This window comes from Burkholderia ubonensis subsp. mesacidophila, assembly GCF_002097715.1.
Classification (GTDB): Bacteria; Pseudomonadota; Gammaproteobacteria; order Burkholderiales; family Burkholderiaceae; genus Burkholderia; species Burkholderia mesacidophila.
In genome coordinates this window covers 1,311,385-1,328,766 of sequence record NZ_CP020737.1, presented here as the reverse complement: position 1 = coordinate 1,328,766, position 17,382 = coordinate 1,311,385, and the positions used below count along the sequence as shown (strand labels likewise).

Genomic DNA, 17,382 nt, shown 5'->3' with positions numbered 1-17,382 from the left:
CGGGCTCGTGTGGTTGCCCGTGCGCCTTAGGCGCCCCCCGTCTAGTCTCTACACCTTCCTCGCGTGCGCCGCGAGGCTTGGCTCGGCGTTGCCTCGATGCCGCGCATCAGGGGTTTCGCCGAATTTGAAGGGTTCTGCACCGGCCGTTTCCGGCCGGGCACTCAATCTTTTAAGTCCGCTATGTTTACCAATTTCATCACCCCGGCAAGGGCGGACGGGATTCTACCACTGCTCGCGCGCGCGGTCCGCATTTGACCCTGCCGAACGCATCCGCTCCCGCGACTTCCACACCTTCCGCCGATACAATACGTGCGCTGCCCCGCCGCCACATCCTTCACACGATTGTGCGCACCCGCCTGCCGATTTGCCCCCGATTGCGCGTCATCGGACGGTCATAAACGTTCTCGATAATTCCCTCGCCGAAAACGTTTACATCGTGCTTTCTCCATGACCCCGACCATCAAGGATGTCGCCGCGCTCGCCGGCTTCTCGATCGCCACCGTGTCGCGCGCGCTCAACGCGCCGCACACCGTCAGCCCCGCGACGCTCGTCGCGATCCGCACGGCCATCGACACGCTGAAATTCCGCCCGAGCCCGCTCGGCCGCCAGCTGCGCGGCGAGCGCACGCGCCTGATCGGCGTCGTGCTGCCGACGCTCGCGAACCCGGTGTTCGCCGACTGCCTGCAAGGCATCGACGAGCTCGCGACCGCGGCCGGCTTCAAGCTGATCCTGATGACGACCGAATACGACGCGGCGCGCGAGCGCCACGCGATCGAAACGCTGCGCGAGCAGCGCGTCGAAGGGCTGATCCTGACCGTCGCCGATGCCGACACGCATCCGCTCCTCGACATGCTCGACCACGACGGCCCGCATTACGTGCTGATGCACAACGACACGCAGCGCCGTCCGTCGGTGTCGGTCGACAACCGCCTTGCCGCCTACGACGGCGTGCGCATGCTGACGGCCCGCGGCCATCGCCGCGTGCTGATGCTCGCCGGCTCGCTCGCCGCGTCGGATCGCGCGCGGCAGCGGCATCTCGGCTACGCGCAGGCGCTCGACGAAAGCGGCGTCGCGCCGCTGCCGCCCGTCGAGATCGACTTCAACGCGCCCGAGCTGCCCGATGCGGTGCTCGCGCACCTGACCGCGCGCGCGACACGCCCCACCGCGCTGTTCTGCAGCAACGACCTGCTCGCGATGGTGGTGATGCGTGGCCTCCGGCGCGCCGGCTTCTCGGTGCCCGACGACATCTCGGTGCTCGGTTTCGACGGCATTGCGATCGGCGAGCTGCTCGCGCCGCCGCTCGCGAGCGTCGCGACGCCGAACCGCGACATCGGCCGCCATGCGTGGCTGCGCCTCGTCGAAAGCATCGGCGGCGCGGCCATCGAACGCACGTCGCTGATCCTGCCGCACGCGGTGCGCGACGGCGCGACGGTCGCGAAGATCACGCCGGCCGACCTGCGCGTGCGCGAAGCCTGATCGCAAGATCAGCACCCCCGCCGCTCCCCACCCGCTCCCCCGGAGACCACCACGTGACACTTCGACTGAAGTCCCTGCTGCGCGCGCTCGCCGCGCCGCTCGCCTGCGCCGCGCTCCTCGCAGGCGCGCCCGTCGCGCACGCGGAAGACACCGCGATCTGCTACAACTGCCCGCCCGAATGGGCCGACTGGGCCGCGCAGATCGCGGCGATCAAGCAGAAGACCGGCATCCGCGTGCCGTTCGACAACAAGAACTCGGGCCAAGCGATCGCGCAGCTGATCGCCGAACAGAAGAGCCCGGTCGCGGACGTCGTCTATCTCGGCGTGTCGTCGGCATTCCAGGCGAAGGACAAGGGCGTGATCGCACCGTACAAGCCCGCGCACTGGAACGACGTCCCGGCGAACCTGAAGGACCCGCAGGGCTACTGGTTCGCGATCCACTCGGGCACGCTCGGCTTCTTCGTCAACAAGGACGCGCTCGAAGGCAAGCCGGTGCCGCGCTCGTGGGCGGACCTGCTGAAGCCCGAATACAAGGGGATGGTCGGCTATCTCGATCCGTCGAGCGCGTTCGTCGGCTACGCGGGCGCGGTCGCCGTCAACCAGGCGCTCGGCGGCAGTCTCGACAACTTCAAGCCGGGCCTCGACTGGTTCCGCAAGCTCAAGGCCAACGCGCCGATCGTGCCGAAGCAGACCGCATACGCGCGCGTGCTGTCGGGCGAGATTCCGATCCTGCTCGACTACGACTTCGACGCATACCGCGCGAAGTACAAGGATCACGCGAACGTCGAGTTCGTGATTCCGCAGGAAGGCACGATCGCGGTGCCGTACGTGATGAGCCTCGTGAAGGGTGCGCCGCATGACGGGAACGGCAAGAAGGTGCTGGATTTCGTGCTGTCCGACGAAGGCCAGAAGCTGTGGGCGAACGCGTATCTGCGCCCGGTGCGCGCACAGGCGATGAGCGCCGACGTCGCGTCGAAGTTCCTGCCGGCGAGCGACTATGCGCGCGCGAAGGCCGTCGACTTCGGCAAGATGGCCGCGGGTCAGCAGGCGTTCGGCCAGCAATACCTGCAGATCATGCAGTGACGGTGGAACGCGACCGATGCTCGACCTGACTTTCCCGCTGCGCTGGCGCATCGCGCTCGTCGCGCCCGCGCTCGCGGTGTTCACCGCGTTCTGGCTGCTGCCGATGGCGTCGCTCGCGCAGGTGTCGGCCAACGGCGCGTTCTTCACGCAATACGCGGCGCTGCTCGGCAACGCGCGCTACATGAAGAGCCTCGGCGAGACGGTCGCGCTGTCGGCGGCCGTCACGCTCGCGACGCTCGCGCTGTCGACGATCGCAGGCCTCTTGCTCGCGCGCCGCGAGTTCGCCGGCAAGCGCGTGCTGCTCGCGCTGCTCACCTTCCCGCTCGCGTTTCCGGGCGTGGTCGTCGGCTTCATGGTGATCATGCTCGCGGGCCGGCAAGGGCTGATCGGCATGCTGTCCGCGAAGCTCACCGGCGACAAGTGGGTGTTCGCGTATTCGGTCGCGGGCCTGTTCGCGGGCTACCTGTACTTCTCGATTCCGCGCGTGATCGTCACCGTGATCGCGGCGGCGTCGAAGCTCGATCCATCGCTCGAGGAAGCGGCGCGCTCGCTCGGCGCGTCGCCGTGGCGGATCCTGTGCGACATCGTGCTGCCGGCGCTCGCGCCGGGCCTGATCGCGGCCGGCGCGATCTGCTTCGCGACCGCGATGGGCGCCTTCGGCACCGCGTTCACGCTCGCGACCGACCTGAACGTGCTGCCGATGACGATCTACACCGAGTTCACGCTGAACGCGAACATCGCGACGGCCGCCGGCCTGTCGATCGTGCTCGGCGTCGTCACGTGGGCCGCGCTCGCGCTCGCGCGCCAGTTCACCGGCCACACCGCGGCCGCGGCCGCCTGAGGTGCATCCGATGCATTCGCTTTCCGATTCCTCCGCGCCGTCGCCCGCCCCGGTCCGCGCGAACGGCGCGGCGCGGCGCGCGCCGCGCGTGACCGGCGCACGCGCGATCGCCGCGCTGCAATGGCTCGTCACGCTGCTGCTGTGCGCGTTCCTGATCATCCCCGTCGTGATGTCGGTGCTCGCGGGGCTGACCGTCAACTACTTCCGCGGCGTGTCGAGCGGCCTTACGCTGCGCTGGCTCGAACAGGTGTGGCAGCAGTATCACGGCTCGGTCGTGCTGTCGCTCGCCGTCGCGTTCGCGACGCTCGCGATCGTGCTCGCCGTCGGCGTGCCGGCCGGCTACGCGCTCGCGCGCAGCAAGGGCCGCTTCGCGCGCGTGATCGAGGAAGCGCTGGTGCTGCCGGTCGCGCTGCCGGGGCTCGCGTCCGCGCTCGCGCTGCTCGTCGTCTACGGCGGCTTCACCGCGTTCCGGATGAGCCTGTGGTTCATCGTCGCCGGCCACGTCGTGTTCACGCTGCCGTTTATGGTGCGCGCGGTCGCGGCCGTCGCGGCGGGCGCCGACCTGCGCACGCTCGAGGAAGGCGCGGCGAGTCTCGGCGCGTCGTTCGTCACGCGCTTCGTCACGATCGTGCTGCCGAACCTGCGGCCCGGCATCGTCGCGGGCGCGCTCGCGGTGCTCACGCTGTCGATCGGCGAGTTCAACCTCACGTGGATGCTGCACACGCCCGACACGAAGACGCTGCCCGTCGGGCTTGCCGACACCTACGCGTCGCTGCGCCTCGAAGTCGGCAGCGCGTACACGATCCTGTTCCTGCTGATGACGCTGCCGCTCCTCGTCGCGATGCAGTGGCTCGGCGTCGATCCGTCCGGCACGCGCGCGGTCAAGCGCGCCAAACGTTGAATCGGCTAAACCCGTTGCCCTTATGAAACTCGATTCGATCCCGATCACCCTGACCCGCTGCGCGAAGACCTTCCGCGGCACCCGCGTGCTCGAGCCGCTCGACCTGTCGATCGGCGCGGGCGAGACACTCGTGCTGCTCGGGCCGTCCGGCTGCGGCAAGACCACGACGCTGCGCCTGATCGCCGGCCTCGATACGCCGGACGCGGGCGGCGCGATCCTGTTCGGCGGCGACGACGTCACCGCGCTGCCGATCGAACGCCGCCAGGTCGGCATGGTGTTCCAGAACTACGCGCTGTTTCCGAACCTGACGGTGCGCGGCAACGTCGGCTACGGACTGAAGATCCGCAAGACCGAGCCGCGCGTGCTGCGCGAGCGCGTCGACGACCTGCTCGCGATGATGCGGCTCGACGCGCACGCGGAGAAACCGATCGACCAGCTCTCCGGCGGCCAGCGCCAGCGGGTCGCGCTGGCGCGCGCGCTGGCGGTGCGCCCGCGCGTGCTGCTGCTCGACGAGCCGCTGACCGCGCTCGACGCGAAGCTGCGCGACGCGCTGCGCCGCGAGATGAACGCGCTGCTGCGCGAGCTGGGCGTGACGACCGTGTACGTGACGCACGACCAGGCCGAGGCGATGGAACTCGGCGACCGCATCGTCGTGATGAGCGCGGGCCGCATCGAGCAGATCGGCACGCCGCGCGACATCTACTACCGGCCCGCGAACCGCGCGGTCGCGCAGTTCATCGGCACGCTGAACCGCATTGCGGGAGAATGGCGGGACGGTGCGCTCGTGACGACGGGCGGCAGGCTCGTCACGCCGCACGCCGCCGACGAATGGTTCTTCCGGCCGGAAGACGCGCAGCTCGCCGATCCCGCGCATGCGCCGCTGCGCGGCGCGGTCAGCGGCTGCGCGTTCCTCGGCGAGCGCACCCGGCTCACGATCGAGCACGCGGCGCCGGACGCGCTCGTGATCGACGTGCCGGGCCGCATCGAGCTCGCGCGCGGCACGGCCGTCGGCATCGCGATCGCGGCCGACGGGCTGATCGCGCTCGGCGCGTGACGCACCCCACTTACGACAAAAACACGATCCGAGGAACGACGATGTTGCTTGCCCAAATCAGCGATCTCCACATCAAGCGGCCCGGTCAGCTCGCATACCAGCGCGTCGACACGGCCGCCGCGCTCGCGCGCTGCATCGCGCGCCTGAACGCGCTCGAACCGCGCCCCGACGCGGTGCTCGTCACCGGCGACCTGGTCGATTTCGGCCGCGACGACGAATACGCGCAATTGCGCGACCTGCTCGCACCGCTCGAGATTCCCTATTACCTGATGGTCGGCAACCACGACGACCGCGCGGCGTTGCGCCGCGCGTTCGCCGATCGCCCCGAGTGGCAGGACGGCGAGTTCGTGCAGTACGCGCTCGACGTCGGCGCGGTGCGCGTGCTCGCGCTCGATTCGCAGGTGCCCGGCGCGAGCGCCGGCGACCTGTGCGACGCGCGCCTCGCGTGGCTCGCCGACCAGCTCGACGCCGCGCGCGACCGGCCCGTGATCGTCGCGCTGCATCACCCGCCGTTTGCATCGGGGATCGGCCACATGGATGCGCTGCGGCTCGCGCCCGCTGCCGCCGCGAAGCTCGACGCGCTGCTGCGCGGCCATCCGAACGTCGAGCGCGTGCTGTGCGGCCACGTGCACCGGACGATGTTCGCGCGCTTCGGCGGCACGATCGCGTCGGCCGTGCCGGCGCCCGCGCACCAGGTCGCGTTCGACCTGCGCGACGGCGCGCCGTCGGCGTTCCGGCTCGAGCCGCCCGCGTTCGCCGTGCATCGCTATACGCCGGATGCCGGCGTGATCACGCATCACGTATACGTCGACGAAGGTGACGGCCCGTATCCGTTCTACGAACCGACGGGCGAGCTCGTCGACTGAGCGCGGCCGCGGCAGCCTGTCCGGCGCCGCGGCAACCCTGAGCGCAGCGCGCACCCCAACTGCTCCGCCGGGCCGGCGCGCGCGCTCGGCCCGGCGAAGCCATGACCGGCACGTTTCGCACGGCTCCGGTATCATCGGCTCCCCCGACCGCCGCCCGGCGCGCGCCGGCGCCAGCCGCCGCGGCCGAGCGGGTCACGCCACACCCGAGCGCCCCGTATCGCCATGTCATCCGAAGCCCCCGGCCGTCCGACCGACGGCGCCGCCTCGCCCCACTATTCGCGCAGCCTGCTGTTGCTGCTCGCGACGATCGCGGGCGTGTCGGTCGCGAACATCTACTACAACCAGCCGCTGCTCGACAGCTTCCGCGCGGCGTTTCCGGATCGCGCGTCGTGGATCGGCGCGATACCGACCGCGACGCAGCTCGGCTACGCAGCCGGGATGTTCCTGCTCGCGCCGCTCGGCGACCGCTTCGACCGCCGCCTGCTGATCCTGCTGCAGATCGCCGGCCTGTCGGTCGCGCTGATCGCGGCCGCCGCCGCGCCGTCGCTCACGGTGCTCGCCGCGGCGAGCCTCGCGATCGGCGTGCTCGCGACCATTGCGCAGCAGGCGGTGCCGTTCGCCGCGGAAATCGCGCCGCCCGCCGCGCGCGGGCAAGCGGTCGGCACCGTGATGAGCGGCCTGCTGATCGGGATCCTGCTCGCGCGCACGGCCGCCGGCTTCGTCGCCGAGTATTTCGGCTGGCGCGCGGTGTTCGGCGCGTCGGTCGCCGCGCTCGTCGCGCTCGCCGCGGTGATCGTGCTGCGCCTGCCGAAGAGCTCGCCGACGTCGACGCTGCCGTACGGCAAGCTGCTCGGTTCGATGTGGCATCTCGCGGCCGAGTTGCGCGGGCTGCGCGAAGCGTCGCTGACGGGCGCCGCGATCTTCGCGGCGTTCAGCGCGTTCTGGCCGGTGCTGACGCTGCTGCTCGCCGGCGCGCCGTTCCATCTCGGGCCGCAGGCGGCGGGCCTGTTCGGCATCGTCGGCGCGGCGGGCGCGCTCGCCGCGCCCTATGCGGGACGCTTCGCCGACAAGCGCGGGCCGCGCGCGATCATCTCGCTCGCGATCGCGCTGATCGCGCTGTCGTACGTGATCTTCGCGCTGTCCGGCGCGAGCATCGCCGGGCTCGTGATCGGCGTGATCGTGCTCGACGTCGGCGTGCAGGCCGCGCAGATCTCGAACCAGTCGCGCATCTATGCGCTGAAGCCTGACGCGCGCAGCCGCGTCAACACGGTGTACATGGTGTGCTATTTCATCGGCGGCGCGCTCGGCTCGTCGGTCGGCGTCGCCGCGTGGCGCGCGTTCGGCTGGACCGGCACGTGCGCAGTGGGGCTGGTGTTCGCCGCGCTCGCGGGCACGTGCCACTACCGGGGCGGCAAGCGCGGCGGCTAAACGCCGGCCGCGCCGCGCGCCGCCGTCAAGCGTCGACTGCCGGGGCGCCGGGTACCGGCTTGGCGGTCGACGCCGACGCATAGGTCGTTACCGGCGTCGGTTCGGGTGCGGAAGCAGACGTCGTTGTCTGCGTCGGTGCAGGTGCTGCCGCAGGCGCCTGCACCGACGCGGGTGCGGTCACCGGCGTCGAGACGCTCGGCGAAGCCGTCTGCGACACACGCCGGCGCGCCGGGTCGAACACGAACGACAGCCCGACGCTGCCGAGGATCGCGACCGTCGCGATCACGGTCGCCATCGTCACGGGCTCGCCGAGCATCAGCGCACCGATCGCGACCGCGACGATCGGGTTCACGTACATGCAGCTGCTCGCGATGATCGGGCTCGTATGACGAATCAGGTAGCCGTACGCGACATACGCGGCCATCGTGCAGAACACCATCAGATACAGGAACGCGAACGCCGGCCCCACCGCGAGGTGCTCGATGCGCTCGCCGAGCAGCCAGGCGGCAACGGTCGACATCAGGCCGCCGAGGCCGATCTGCAGCGACGTGGACAGGAACAGGTCGGACGGCAGCTTGAGCCGCGTCGACAGATGCGCGCCGCCCGCCCAGAACAGCGCGCCGGCCAGCACGCAGATCGTGCCGAGCGCCGAATTCGCGGCCGCCGCGCCGCCTGAATTCAGCACGAGGATGCCGACCATCCCGAGCGCGACGGCCACCCATTCGCCCTTCGTCACGCGCCGCCCCGCGACGGCCGCGATCACGGTCGCGAACAGCGGCACCGTGGCGACCATCACCGCGGCCGAGCCGCTGCTGACGGTCCGCATCCCGAGCGCGATCGTGCCGGACGACAGCGCGACGAGCATCGTGCCGACGATCGCCGTGTTGCGGATCTCGACGAGCGTCGGCCATTCCGGCTTGCGCCGCAGCGCGAAGATGAACAGGCCGATGCCGCCGAGCAGGTTGCGCAGCCCCGACAGCAGCAGCGGCGGGAACGACTGCAGCGCGAAGTGCAGGCCGCTGTAGGTCGAGCCCCACACGAAGTAGATGAACACGAGCGCGAGCGCGACGCGTCCGCCGCGGCTTTGCGGCAGGCGAATCGGGTGGCGGGCGAAGAAATCGAGGAGTCGGTCGAGCGGCGTCATCGTTCAGCCTGCCCGCACGGCGCGCCGCGTGCTCCGCTGAAAGACGCCGGAAGAACCGGCAAACGGCCCGGACAAGACCGGGACGGCGGGAGCGAACGTGCGGAACGACATGACAATGCGAACGGCGACGAAGTAAGCCGGCGGGGCCGGCGGCAGAGGGACAGAAAATGTGCGCCGCCGCTGCGGCGGCGCATGCCCGGCATTATGGCATCAAGGATTCGAAAGGAAGCGGGGGTCCTGCCTGAAAGGTTGCAGACTGACGTTTCGGCGCGACACCCCGGGGCCGGTACGACCCGCGTTTAGCGGACCGTCTCGACCTGCACCACCGCGCCGCCGTCATCGGCTGACAGCACGGTGATGCGCCACCCGGACACCGTGTCGACGAGCGACTTGCCGGGCATCAACGGCGCATCCTTCGTGCCGTCCTTGCTGTCCGGAGTCGCATCGACGAGCGTGTTCTGAATGCCGCTGCCCGGATAGCGGACGATCCGCACGGCCACGCCATTGACGAACGGCGACGTGTCTGGCCAGTCTTCATACGTGCCCTTCGCTCCCTGCGGACGACGAAATTCGAGCAGCAGGTAGGAGCCGTCGCCGCGCGACAGGCGATAGCCCTGCTTGCCGGGCAGCGCGCTCCAGAGCGGGGCCAGGCGGTACGTACCCGGCGTCATGAGCAGCGGTACGTCGGTGTCGTCGAGCCACCCCGCAAACAGCTGGTAATCGACGGGATACATACGCCGGCCGCCACCGCCCAACGTATCGGCCGGATCGTCGATGCCGCCCGTCACGCAGCCGGCGCCGAGCATGACGGCGCCGCCCTCGATCGGGCAATTCCGCAGCGAATCCGGATGCCCCGCGCCCAGCCCGTGACCGAATTCGTGCGCCCACATCCAGTACGCGTGACCGGAGCCGTTCGACAGAACCCATTGCCCCGGCCGCGCCGCCAGTCCGGCGAATTTGCATTCGCTGGAGCGCGGGAAGTCGACGAACAGGTAGTCGAACGCGCCGGGATCGACGCCTCGCACCCGCGCGGCGGCCCTCGCCTGATCGAGGATGGCGCGCGAATTGCAGCCGGCCGGGAATGCGCCGAGATCGACGTCCGCGAGCATCGTGCCGCCGAGCGTCAGTTTGCCGCGCGACGCCAATCCGACATAGTGCGCGAGCGAACCGAAATTCGCGCCGTCGCCAAAGACAGCCTTGCGGATCGGCTCGGCAGGATTCGCCGTCTGGCCCGTGAAATGCGCCGACATCAACAGCACCCGGCGATCGCCCGTCACGATTCGTGCCGGCGACGGCAACTCGCCATCGTAGGTCCAGCGTGCGGCCGGCTGCTCGGCGGCCGGCCGCATGGCGAGCGTGCGGTCCGTCGATTGCAGCGAAGCGCCCCTGCCGAGATCCGACCAGTGCTTGTTCAGCATCGTGAACGAGCCGTTCACGTCGACGTCCGCGCGCCACAGCCGCGTCGTCGGATAATCCGTGCCGTCGCACGGCCACATGTTGACCGTGCCCGGGTTCGACGGGGCCGCGCGCAGACAGACGTCCCTGCCCTGCGATTCGGCGAACACGTTCTTCACCTTGAAATGGCCATTCCCGGCCCGCACCATCCGCCAGCGCTGCGCGTCCGCTCCCGAACACGACTGGAATCCTACATACGAGCCGTTGCTCGTCGAAACCGCCAGGCAAAGATGCTCTCCGGTGGCCAGGTTCCTGATAGAGAGACTCATGTCGACCGGCGCGGGCGGATCGGGCGGTGACGATGGCTCGAGCGGCGCGGGCGGATTCGGCGCCGGTGGCGGCTCGGGCGACTGAGGATGCACCGGATCCGGAGGCGCCCCCGGCTCGTCGGACACCGCGACGGTATCCGCAACGACCTCTTGCTCCTGCGGCACCGCCTTTTCCTGCTCGACGACGGTGGGCACGTCGGAACCCTCCCCCCCGCAGGCCGACAACGCCACACCCGCGACCGCGCAAAGCAAACTGAACGACCAAACACGCCGGAATACGACAAGACTCATATTCGATGATCAACCATGTAACAACTTGACAGGGAAACCGCGCGCGACCCAACCAGCCGGGCACCTGCGCCCGGTCTTCCGATTCGCAGTGCGGAAAAACGAGATGGACTTCACTGCACCTCAATGCGGATTGATCGACGCGTGCTACGGCAACGGGTGCGGCACAAGCGGCACAAGCGGCACAAGCGGCACAAGCGGCACAAGCGGCCCGTGCGAACGCGTCGCGACCGCGGAGAGCCAATGCTAGATTCCGGACGATCCGCGAGCAATCAGACATGTCCGAAATTCGTCAGCATCCGTCACGCCGGAAACGGCAACCGGCAAACGAGAACATGCGGAACGACGTGAGACTGCGAACGGCGACGAAGTGAACCGGCATGGCCGGCGGCAGGGGCGCGCCTATCCGCGTGAAATAAATTGGAAAGCTGTTTAGGCATTATTTGAAAGGCTGTTGACTGACGTTTTCTCACGACATTGAATATTTGATCCTGTTGGTTCATTTTTCCTAATGAACCGATTCGCGTTGCCGTATACCCGGCCATCAACCCCGCCCACATGATGGGTTTTCAGCTTAATAAGCTGACGAATGCGTCGATGCGGGCCCGGGAAGCAACAGGTTTTTCTCACATGGGTAGCTGGGTATGAACAAGTTGACAGGCACCATCAAGCTCAAGATCGCGGTCGCATTCGGCGCTTGCGTGATCGTGATGATCGCGATCGGGCTGGAAGGAATACGGGGGCTCGCGACGCTGAGTTCCGACATGAGCGCGATGTACACCGACAGCACGGTGCCGATCGAGGACCTGGCGAACACCCAGGCGGGTGCGCTGCAGATGCGCCTGAACCTGGAGCGGCTGGCCGCGACGCATGACGCGGCCGAGGTGAAGACCATCGCCGAGCGCACGCGCGAGCGCGAGAAGAAGGTGCTGGCCGCGTGGAACGACTACTACCCGGCGAAGGTGACGGCCGCCGACGAGCGCAAGATCGCGGACCGGATCGCCGGCCAGCTCGGCGATTTCCGCGCTCTCGCATCGACCGCGCTCGGCGCGGCCGAATCGGGCAACGCCGACGCGACGGCCGCGGCGGTCGACAAGCTCCGCCCGCTCGGCACCGCGCTCGCCGACAGCATCGACGAGGACATCACGATCAACGCGAAGCAGGTCAAGGAAGCGGCCGACCAGGGCAACGACACGTCCCATATGCTGATGTGGGCGTCGCTCGGCACCCTCGCGATCGGCGTGGCTGCGGCGATCGGCGCATGGCTGTATCTGCAGCGCGCGATCACGCAGCCGCTCGGCGCCGCGATGAACACCGCGCAGCGCATCGCCGAAGGCCACCTCGAGAACGCGATCGAGATCCGCTCGAACGACGAATTCGGCCGCCTGCTGCTCGCGCTGCGCCAGATGGACACGCATCTCGCGGACATCGTGCGCGGGATCAAGGCGTCGAGCGAATCGATCTCGGTCGCGTCGAGCGAGATCGCGGCCGGCAACATGGACCTGTCGTCGCGCACCGAGGAGCAGGCCGCGTCGCTCGAGGAAACCGCCGCGAGCATGGAGGAGCTGACCGCGACGGTCAAGCAGAACTCGGAAAACGCGCGCCAGGCGACGACGCTCGCGACCAATGCGTCGGAGGTCGCCGACAACGGCAGCGAGGTCGTGCAGCGCATGCTCGTGACGATGACCGAAATCAGCGCGAGCTCGTCGAAGATCGCGGACATCACGGGGCTGATCGAAAGCATCGCATTCCAGACCAACATCCTCGCGCTGAACGCCGCGGTCGAGGCCGCGCGCGCCGGCGAACAGGGCCGCGGCTTCGCGGTCGTCGCGGGCGAGGTGCGCAGCCTCGCGCAGCGCGCGTCGAGCGCCGCGAAGGAAATCAAGGAGCTGATCCAGCGCTCGGTCGAGACGGTCCGTGACGGCTCTGAACAGGCGGAAGCGGTCGGCCGCACGATGGGCAACGTGCAGCAGGCGATCCGCCGCGTCGCCGACATCAACGCGGAGATTTCGGCCGCGTCCGAAGAGCAGAGCCGCGGGATCGAGCAGGTCAACATCGCGGTCGGCCAGATGGACGAGGTCACGCAGCAGAACGCGGCGCTCGTCGAACAGGCGTCCGCCGCCGCGCAGTCGCTCGAACAGCAGGCCGGGCAGCAGAAGCGCGCGGTGGCGGTGTTCAAGCTCGCCGACAGCGGCGCGGCCGCGCCGGCCGCGGCAACCAAGGCGCCCGCTCCCGCGCCGCGCGCGCCGGCTCCGCGTCCGGTCGCGCGTCGCGTCGCCGCCCACCCGGCGCCTGCCGCCACGGCACACGCACCGGCGCCCGCGACGGCAGGCGGCGCGGACGACTGGGAAACCTTCTGAGCGGCTCACGCCGCGCGCCGCCCGGCGCGCGGCGCCTGGCTCATGACCCGCCGTACCAGTTGTACCCCTGGTCTTCCCAGTACCCGCCCGGATACGTATCGGTCACGAAGATCTCCATGATGTGCTTCGGATTCTTGTAGCCGAGCTTGGTCGGCATCCGCAGCTTCATCGGAAAGCCGAATTCCGCCGGCAACCGATGCCCGTCGTATTCGAACGTCAGCAGCGTCTGCGGATGCAGCGCGGTCGGCATGTCGATGCTCTCGTAGTAATCGTCTGCGCATTTGAAGCCGACGTACTTCGCGCTCGTATCCGCGCCGACGCGTCGCAGGAACGCGCCGAACGGCGTGCCGCCCCAGCGCCCGATCGCGCTCCACCCTTCGACGCAGATGTGCCGCGTGATCTGCTCCGCATGCGGCAGCGCGTACAGCTCGTCGAGCGTCCATACGCGCTTGCCGCTCACGCGGCCGGACAGCGCGAGCCGGTACGTCGCCGCATCGACGTGCGGCACCTCGTCGATCCCGTAGTACGCGTTGAACGGGAACGGCCGCGTCAGGTCCGCTTCGGTGTAGGTCGGCGCGAGCCGGTCAGGGTTGAACAGCCACGCCTGCACGCGGTCGTTCATCCGCGACACTTTCTCGAGAAACGCGTTGACCGACGCATCGTCCTGCAGCGTGCAGCCGGTCAGCATCGCGAGGCCGCCGAGCGTCAGGATGCGGCGATTGAACAGGCGCCGCGACGGCATCGCGAGCTCGCGCCGCACGTCGAGCGCGAGCGCGCTCCGGTCGAGCATCCAGCGCGCGCGAACGCGCGGGTCTTCGGGTTCGGACATGATGATCTCCTTGGACGCGCGGGTCGCTCAACGGCCGCGCAGCATCGCGAGCAGCGAACGCGGCACCAGCAGCGCCATCGCGACGTGCACGACGACGAACCCGACCAGCACCGACATCGCCCAGAAATGCACGACGCGCGCGTTGTCGTAGCCGCCGAGCAGCGTGCGCAGCAGCGGAAACTGCACCGACTTCCAGATCACGAGACCGGACAGCACCAGCACCACGAGATCGACGATCGCGGCCAGATAGGCCGTGCGCTGCACCGCGTTGTAGACGCTCAGGTCGTCGTGCGACAGCTTGCCGTGCAGCGCGGCGCGCAAGTCGCGCCATACGGCGCCCGGCGTGACCGGCCAGAACTTGCGCGCGATGCGCCCGGTCGCGACCGCCATCGTCAGGTAAAACAGCCCGTTGCCCGCGAGCAGCCACATCGCCGCGAAATGCCATTGCAGCGCGCCGCCGAGCCAGCCGCCCAGCGTGATGCCGTGCGGGAACACGAACGGCGGATAGATCGGCGACGCATCGTAGATGCGCCAGCCGGACAGCACCATCACGATCGCGGCGAGCGCGTTGAGCCAGTGGCTCACCCGCACCCACCGCGGATGGATCGGGCGCGCGGGCGGCGGCGCGGCCGCGGGCCCGGTGGCGCGAACGGTTTGCATGATGAAAGCTCCTCCAGGGGCGCGGCTGCCGTGCCGACCGTGCAGCGGCCGCCGCGCGCCAACCATCCCGTCAGTAGCCCGGGCTCATCTTGTCGTCCTGCTTCGGCTTGCCCATCTCGTCGTGCGACATGGCACCCTTCTTCATCGCGTCTTTCTTCATCGCATGTTTCTTCATGCCGTCCTTCTGCATCCCTTCGTCCTTCGACATCGCGTCGTGGCCCATCGCGTCCTTCGACATCGGCGCCTGATCCTTCGACATCGCATCGTTCTGCGCATAAGCGCCCGTCACCGCGAACGCAAGGCCGGCGACGCAGGCTGCCATCAGTGCTTTTTTCATGACATCACTCCAGTACATGGGTTTAAGGAGCCGAATAGACGGACGACGCGGCGCCATATGACAGGCCGTCGCAAAATTTTTTTTCGCGACGCCCGCACCCGTGCAATGCCGCGCTGCGCCGTCGTGTCCGCGCGGCCGCCGCCCCGTGCGCGGCGCGCGCCGTGCCGCCGGTGCGCGCCGCACGATGCTGCGGCCGCACATCCGGCACGAATCTGTCCCCGGTTGAAACCGCCGCGAAGCCGGTGTATCGTGTGCGCTTGCTAACGCGGGGGTCCTGCAATGCGCCCGGTCAAGAAACCGGCAATTGCGGGTGAGAAATACCCTTTGAACCTGATCTGGATAATGCCAGCGCAGGGAAGCGTACGGGTTTCGCCGCCATCCCTCTGACGAATCCCGCCGCCTCACGAATCTCGTCTCCTGCTTAGCTAGCGCCCCACATCAGGAGATCGCATGAACGCCAATCCGAAGTTTCTGTCCGCCGACGCCCATGTCGACGCTGCTGCCGTCGCGCCGCTGCCGAATTCGCGGAAAATCTACGTGACGGGCTCGCAGCCCGACATCCGCGTGCCGATGCGCGAGATCACGCAGTCCGACACGCCGACCGGCTTCGGCGGCGAAAAGAATCCGCCGATCTACGTCTACGATACGTCGGGCCCGTACACAGATCCAGAAGCGAAGATCGACATCCGCGCGGGCCTGCCCGCGCTGCGCCAGCGTTGGATCGAAGCGCGCGGCGACACCGAGACGCTGTCGGGCCTCACGAGCGACTACGGCCGCGAACGCGCGGCCGACCCGGCCACGGCCGACCTGCGCTTCCCGGGCCTGCACCGCCAGCCGCGCCGCGCGCAAGCCGGCAAGAACGTCACGCAGATGCACTATGCGCGTCAGGGCATCATCACGCCGGAAATGGAATACATCGCGATCCGCGAGAACCAGCGCCGCGCCGAGTACCTGGAAAGCCTGAAGGCCAGCGGCCCGAACGGCGCGAAGCTCGCCGCGATGATGGGCCGCCAGCATCCGGGTCAGGCGTTCGGCGCGGCAGCATTCGGCCCCAATGCGCTCACCGAGATCACGCCGGAATTCGTGCGCTCGGAAGTGGCATGCGGCCGCGCGATCATCCCCGCGAACATCAACCACCCGGAATCCGAGCCGATGATCATCGGCCGCAACTTCCTCGTGAAGATCAACGCGAATATCGGCAACTCGGCCGTCACGTCGTCGATCGGCGAGGAAGTCGACAAGATGACGTGGGCGATCCGCTGGGGCGGCGACACGGTGATGGACCTGTCGACCGGCAAGCACATCCACGAAACGCGCGAGTGGATCATCCGCAACAGCCCGGTGCCGATCGGCACGGTGCCGATCTATCAGGCGCTGGAAAAGGTCAACGGCAAGGCCGAGGACCTGACCTGGGAAATCTTCCGCGACACGCTGATCGAGCAGGCCGAGCAAGGCGTCGACTACTTCACGATCCACGCGGGCGTGCGCCTGCAGTACGTGCCGCTCACCGCGAACCGGATGACGGGCATCGTGTCGCGCGGCGGCTCGATCATGGCGAAGTGGTGCCTCGCGCATCACAAGGAAAGCTTCCTGTACGAGCACTTCGAAGAGATCTGCGAAATCATGAAGGCGTACGACGTGAGCTTCTCGCTCGGCGACGGCCTGCGCCCCGGCTCGATCTACGACGCGAACGACGAAGCGCAGCTCGGCGAGCTGAAGACGCTCGGCGAGCTCACGCAGATCGCGTGGAAGCATGACGTGCAGGTGATGATCGAAGGTCCGGGCCACGTGCCGATGCAGCTGATCAAGGAGAACATGGATCTGCAGCTCGACTGGTGCAAGGAAGCGCCGTTCTACACGCTCGGGCCGCTCACGACCGACATCGCGCCGGGCTACGACCACATCACGTCGGGCATCGGCGCCGCGATGATCGGCTGGTTCGGCACCGCGATGCTGTGCTACGTGACGCCGAAGGAGCACCTCGGCCTGCCGAACAAGGACGACGTGAAGGAAGGCATCATCACGTACAAGCTCGCCGCGCACGCCGCCGACCTCGCGAAGGGCCACCCCGGCGCGCAGGTGCGCGACAACGCGCTGTCGAAGGCGCGCTTCGAGTTCCGCTGGGAAGACCAGTTCAACCTCGGCCTCGATCCGGACAAGGCGCGCGAATTCCACGACGAAACGCTGCCGAAGGATTCGGCGAAGGTCGCGCACTTCTGCTCGATGTGCGGCCCGCACTTCTGCTCGATGAAGATCACGCAGGACGTGCGCGAATTTGCGGCGCAGCAAGGCGTGTCCGAAACCGAAGCGCTGAAAAAAGGGATGGAGGTCAAGGCCGTCGAATTCGTCAAGACCGGCGCCGAGATTTATCACCGGCAATAAGCGTCCCAAA

General features: G+C 68.5%; 14 protein-coding genes and 1 riboswitch. Of the genes, 9 read left to right on the top strand and 5 right to left on the bottom strand.

Annotated features, from left to right (window positions below; genetic code table 11):
* Nucleotides 1–447: 447 nt before the first annotated feature.
* From B7P44_RS06365 to B7P44_RS06335, 7 genes are all read left to right on the top strand, one after another.
* Entirely contained in the window at nt 448–1,476 is a 1,029-nt protein-coding gene (locus tag B7P44_RS06365) for a LacI family DNA-binding transcriptional regulator (protein ID WP_084901906.1), read from the top strand.
* 53 nt (nt 1,477–1,529) lie between these two features.
* Complete coding sequence (locus tag B7P44_RS06360) at nt 1,530–2,558, top strand: ABC transporter substrate-binding protein (protein ID WP_084901904.1); 1,029 nt, start codon at nt 1,530–1,532, stop codon at nt 2,556–2,558.
* A 16-nt stretch (nt 2,559–2,574) separates the two neighbouring features.
* Nucleotides 2,575–3,399: an ABC transporter permease gene (locus B7P44_RS06355; protein WP_084901901.1), complete on the top strand. Its 825-nt coding sequence runs from the start codon at nt 2,575–2,577 to the stop codon at nt 3,397–3,399.
* 10 nt (nt 3,400–3,409) lie between these two features.
* Nucleotides 3,410–4,300 carry an ABC transporter permease gene (locus B7P44_RS06350; protein ID WP_084906462.1) on the top strand — a complete coding sequence of 297 codons (891 nt, stop codon included), beginning with the start codon at nt 3,410–3,412 and terminating at the stop codon, nt 4,298–4,300.
* Between the two features lie 22 nt (nt 4,301–4,322).
* Nucleotides 4,323–5,354 (top strand): ABC transporter ATP-binding protein, encoded by a 1,032-nt coding sequence (locus tag B7P44_RS06345; RefSeq protein ID WP_084901898.1) that lies wholly within the window; start codon nt 4,323–4,325, stop codon nt 5,352–5,354.
* Nucleotides 5,355–5,395: 41 nt separating this feature from the next.
* The gene (locus tag B7P44_RS06340; RefSeq protein ID WP_084901895.1) at nt 5,396–6,220 is read left to right on the top strand and encodes a phosphodiesterase; all 825 of its coding nucleotides are present in this window, start codon (nt 5,396–5,398) and stop codon (nt 6,218–6,220) included.
* Between the two features lie 222 nt (nt 6,221–6,442).
* Nucleotides 6,443–7,648, top strand: a complete 1,206-nt coding sequence (locus B7P44_RS06335; RefSeq protein WP_084901893.1) for an MFS transporter — start codon at nt 6,443–6,445, stop codon at nt 7,646–7,648.
* A 25-nt stretch (nt 7,649–7,673) separates the two neighbouring features.
* Here the strand turns inward: B7P44_RS06335 and B7P44_RS06330 are convergent, their stop codons facing one another.
* Nucleotides 7,674–8,792: an EamA family transporter gene (locus B7P44_RS06330; protein ID WP_084901891.1), complete on the bottom strand. Its 1,119-nt coding sequence runs from the start codon at nt 8,790–8,792 to the stop codon at nt 7,674–7,676.
* Between the two features lie 299 nt (nt 8,793–9,091).
* Nucleotides 9,092–10,711: a ricin-type beta-trefoil lectin domain protein gene (locus B7P44_RS06325; protein ID WP_231716659.1), complete on the bottom strand. Its 1,620-nt coding sequence runs from the start codon at nt 10,709–10,711 to the stop codon at nt 9,092–9,094.
* A 737-nt stretch (nt 10,712–11,448) separates the two neighbouring features.
* Here B7P44_RS06325 and B7P44_RS06320 point away from each other — a divergent pair.
* The gene (locus tag B7P44_RS06320; protein ID WP_084901886.1) at nt 11,449–13,164 is read left to right on the top strand and encodes a methyl-accepting chemotaxis protein; all 1,716 of its coding nucleotides are present in this window, start codon (nt 11,449–11,451) and stop codon (nt 13,162–13,164) included.
* Nucleotides 13,165–13,204: 40 nt separating this feature from the next.
* Here B7P44_RS06320 and B7P44_RS06315 read toward each other — a convergent pair whose 3' ends face one another.
* From B7P44_RS06315 to B7P44_RS06305, 3 genes are all read right to left on the bottom strand, one after another.
* A complete protein-coding gene (locus B7P44_RS06315; protein WP_084901884.1) occupies nt 13,205–13,993 on the bottom strand; it encodes a molybdopterin-dependent oxidoreductase in 789 nt (262 codons plus the stop codon).
* Nucleotides 13,994–14,020: 27 nt separating this feature from the next.
* On the bottom strand, nt 14,021–14,653 hold the full coding sequence (locus tag B7P44_RS06310) for a cytochrome b/b6 domain-containing protein (protein ID WP_084901881.1): 633 nt from the start codon (nt 14,651–14,653) through the stop codon (nt 14,021–14,023).
* Nucleotides 14,654–14,723: 70 nt separating this feature from the next.
* Nucleotides 14,724–14,990 (bottom strand): pentapeptide MXKDX repeat protein, encoded by a 267-nt coding sequence (locus tag B7P44_RS06305; RefSeq protein ID WP_084901879.1) that lies wholly within the window; start codon nt 14,988–14,990, stop codon nt 14,724–14,726.
* 257 nt (nt 14,991–15,247) lie between these two features.
* A riboswitch (TPP riboswitch) is annotated at nt 15,248–15,365 on the top strand.
* A 75-nt stretch (nt 15,366–15,440) separates the two neighbouring features.
* Between B7P44_RS06305 and thiC the strand changes: the two genes are divergently transcribed.
* Nucleotides 15,441–17,372 (top strand): phosphomethylpyrimidine synthase ThiC, encoded by a 1,932-nt coding sequence (gene thiC, locus B7P44_RS06300; RefSeq protein ID WP_084901876.1) that lies wholly within the window; start codon nt 15,441–15,443, stop codon nt 17,370–17,372.
* Nucleotides 17,373–17,382 lie beyond the last annotated feature (10 nt).